1 protein-coding gene is annotated in these 3,984 nt (G+C 72.1%); it reads right to left on the bottom strand.

Annotation, left to right across the window (positions count from 1 at the left end; genetic code table 11):
* On the bottom strand, positions 1-3,984 hold a 3,984-nt coding region (locus ACIP4X_RS35675; RefSeq protein WP_401352524.1), incomplete at both ends, for a condensation domain-containing protein.

Below are 3,984 nucleotides of genomic sequence, written 5' to 3' on the forward strand. Positions count from 1 at the left end.
TGGCGCGTTCGTCCGACTCCCGGTACGACAGGGACTCCTCGCCGCACACCAGCGCCACGGCGTCCGGGTTCCGTTGCACGGTGGCGTCGAACAACTGCGGGAACGTCACCGGCACGACATCACCACGCGCCGTGTCGTTCCACTCCACCAGCAGCCGATGCCGCTCCTCGGGAGACAGCAGCTCGGCGTCGCCGACGGCCCGGTCCGGGTCGGCCGTGAACTGGCCGATCAGCCCCACCAGCCAGTCCATCCAGCGCACCATCTCGGCGCGCTCGAACAGCTCGCCGCGGTACTCGAACTTCAGCAGCAGCTCGCTGGTCGGAACGGCGATCAGGGAGATCGGGTAGTGGTTCGCGTCCCGTGCCTCCAGGCCGGTGATCCGCTGACCCTCGGTGGGCCTGCCGAGCTTGCCGGTGTCCATCGGGTAGTTCTCGGTGACGGTGAGGGTGTCGAAGAGCTGGTCGACGCCTTGGGCGCGCAGGATGTCCGGCAGGCCGAGATACTGGTGGCCCATCAGCTCGGTCTGCCGGCTCTGGAGACCACTCAGCAGTTCCGCCCACGACTCGCCGGGCCGCACCTGGACGCGCACCGGCAGCGTGTTGATGAACAGGCCGACCATGTTCTCCACGCCGTCGATCTCCGGCGGGCGACCCGAGACCGTGCCGCCGAAGACGACGTCGTCGCGTCCGGTCAGCCGTCCCACCAGAACACCCCAGGCCGCCTGGACGACGGTGTTGAGCGTGACACCGCAACGCCGTGCCGCCGCGTTCAGCGCGGTGGTCAGCTCCTCGGGCACGCGGAACAGCAGCTCGTCCGGCACGGTCGCCCGGCGGCCGGAGTCCTCCGGCGCGATCAGCGTCGGTTCGCTGACACCTTCGAGCACCCGCTGCCACGCGGCGAGCGCGGTCCCGCGGTCCTGCCGGCCCAGCCAGGACAGATACTCACGGTAGGGGGTGGGCGTGGGCAGGTTCCCGCCCGCGTAGAGCACGAACAGATCGCGCATCACCAGCGGAGCGGACCAGCCGTCCAGCAGGATGTGGTGCGTGGTGAGGACGAACCGGCAGCGGTTCTCGCCCAGTTGGACGAGGGTGAACCGGAACAGCGGCGGCCGTTCCACCTCGAACCGGTCCACGCGGTCGGCGGCCATGAACGCGGCCAGCTCGGCATCCCGCTCCTCGGGCGCGAGACCGCTGAAGTCCACCTCCCGCCACGGCAGTTCCACCCCGCGCCGCACCACCTGCACGGGCCGGTCCAGACCCTGCTGCCGGAACGCGGCCCGCAGGTTGGCATGCCGGTGCAGCAGCCCCGCCGCGGCCTCCCGGAGCCTGGAGGCGTCAAGGCCGCCCTCGACGTCCACGGCGATCTGGATGTTGTAGACGTCGGGGGAGTGCTCGTCGAACTGCGCGTGGAAGAGCAGGCCCTCCTGCAACGGAGTGAGGGGCAGCACGTCCTCGAGCTGCTCCGGGTCGGCCGCCTCCACCATGTCGATCTGGGCCTGCGTCAGCGGAACCAGCGGAAGGTCGGAGGGGCTGTGACCACCGGCCGACGGGCGCTCCACATGCGCGACCAGCGCGCCGAGCGCCTCGAACCAGGTCTCGGCGAGCTCCCGCACCTCCTCCTCGGTGAACAGCGCGTCCGCCCAGGACCAGACGGCGACCAGCCGCGGCCCGTCGGCGCGGTCCTGGGTCTGCGCGTTCAGGTCGATGCTGTGGCTCAGCGGTACGTCGGTGTCACCGCCGCCGCCGAGCCCGCCGGACTCCGGGGCCGGGCTCCACTCCTCCGGCGCGGCCCGCGTCTCCTCCTCCGCGATGGCGAACCGGCCCAGGTAGTTGAAGCCGATCTGCGGCTTGGGCAGGCCCGCGAGCATCATGCTGGTCTGCGGGTTGAGGTAGCGCAGCAGGCCGTACCCGATGCCGTTCTCCGGCAGCCTGCGCAGCTGCTCCTTGACCTCCTTCAGGGCCCGGCCGGCCGAGGGGCCGCCGACGCGGAACTCGTCCCAGTCGAGCGGACCCGGGTCGACCCGGACGGGGAAGAGGCTGGTCAGCCAGCCGACGGTCCGGTGCAGGTCGACACCGTCGACGATCTCCTCGCGGCCGTGGCCCTCCAGGTCGATGAGTACGCCCGTGTGGTCGCCCCGTCCGTGGGTCCGCCGCCACCGTGCCACGGCCGCGCCGAACGCGGTGAGCAGCACGTCGTTGACCCGGGCGTGGAAGGCGGCGGGCACAGTGGTGAGCAGAGCGGCGGTCAGGTCGGTGGGCAGGACCAGCGACATGGTGCACGCGGTGGCGGTGATGTCCCGTCGCGGGTCGAGCGGTTCGGGGGTCAGCAGCGGGTCGGACGCGCCGAGCACGTCCAGCCAGGTCTCCAGCTCCCCGACCCGCTCGGCGTCCTGCGCGGCCTCGGTCAGCCGCTGGGCCCAGGTGCGCAACGAGGTGCCCACCGGCGCCAGTTCCGGCGTCCTGCCGGCCGCAACCTCGGCCCAGGCCTGGGCCAGATCGGGCAGCAGGATCCGCCAGGAGACGCCGTCCACGACCAGGTGGTGCACGACCAGCAGCAGCCGGCCGGGGGCCCCGGGACCCGCGTCGAACCACACCGCCTGGACCATCGCGCCGGTCTCGGGGTCGAGCCGGTCCCAGGCCGCCTGGACGTGCTCACCGACCCGGGCGTTGGTCTCCTCCCGGCCCAGCCCGGCGATGTCGACCCGGCGGACGCAGTCGGCGGCGCGCAGTTCGCCGCGGGGCGGTATGTCCAGGTTCCAGATCAGCCCGCCGGTGCGGCGCAGCCGCATCCGCAGCGCGTCATGGTGGTCGAGCACCGCCTGGAGGGCGGATTCCAGGCGCTTCAGGCCGAGTTCGGCGGGGACCACCACCATCATGGTCTGGTTGAAGCGCCGGATCGGGCCGCCGCGCTCCCGCATCCAGTGGATGATCGGCAGCAGCGGCACGGAGCCGACGCCATCGGTGTCCCCGCCGCCGACGGCGGGCGTCCGGGCGCCTCCGGCGGCAGCCGCGAGGCGGGCGACGGTCTTGTGCTCGAACACGTCCCGCGCGGTGAACTCGACGCCTGCCGCTCGGGCCCGGCTGACCAGCTTGATGGAGACGATGCTGTCGCCGCCGAGGTCGAAGAAGCTGTCGTCGATGCCGACCTCGGACAGGCCGAGCACCTCGGCGAACAGCCCGCACAGGATGCTCTCGGTCTCGTCGCGTGGCTCCCGGCTGCCCTGGGACGAGGTGAACTCCGGGGCGGGCAGGGCCTTGCGGTCGAGCTTGCCGTGAGGAGTGAGCGGCAGCGCGTCGAGCACGACGAACGCGGCGGGCGTCATGTAGTCGGGCAGGGTGGCGCTCACCCGCTCCCGCAGCCGTGCGGTGTCGATCTCGGAGCCGGCGGCGGGCACGAGGTAGGCGACGAGCCGCTTGCGGTGCCCTTCGTCCTCCCGCGCGTTCACCACCGCCTGGGCGACGGCGGGATCCTCGGCGAGTACGGTTTCGATCTCGCCGAGTTCGATGCGGAAGCCGCGGATCTTGACCTGTTCGTCGGCGCGTCCGACGAACTCCAGGGCGCCGCCCGAGGTCCACCGCACGACGTCGCCGGTGCGGTACATCCGCGATCCGCGCGGGCCGAAGGGGTCGGCCACGAACCGCTCGGCGCTCAGCGCGGGGCGGTTCAGGTAGCCGCGTGCGAGTCCGTCACCGGTGACGTAGAGCTCGCCGGCCACACCGACGGGGACGGGACGCAGCCAGGCGTCGAGGACGAAGGCCCGGGTGTTGATCACCGGGGTGCCGATCGGAACGGTTCCGCCGGGGGCCAGGGGCGTGCTCGTCGAGACGGCGACGGTGGCTTCGGTGGGTCCGTAGGCGTTGGTCATGCGGCGGCCGGGTGCCCAGCGGGCGACGAGTTCGGGTGGGCAGGTGTCTCCGCCGACGATGAGGCTCTGGAAGTGGGGGAGTTGGGTGGCTGTCTCGGTGGGGATGCTGGCGAGTGCGG

The organism is Streptomyces sp. NPDC088817 (genome assembly GCF_044750345.1).
GTDB lineage: Bacteria > Actinomycetota > Actinomycetes > Streptomycetales > Streptomycetaceae > Streptomyces.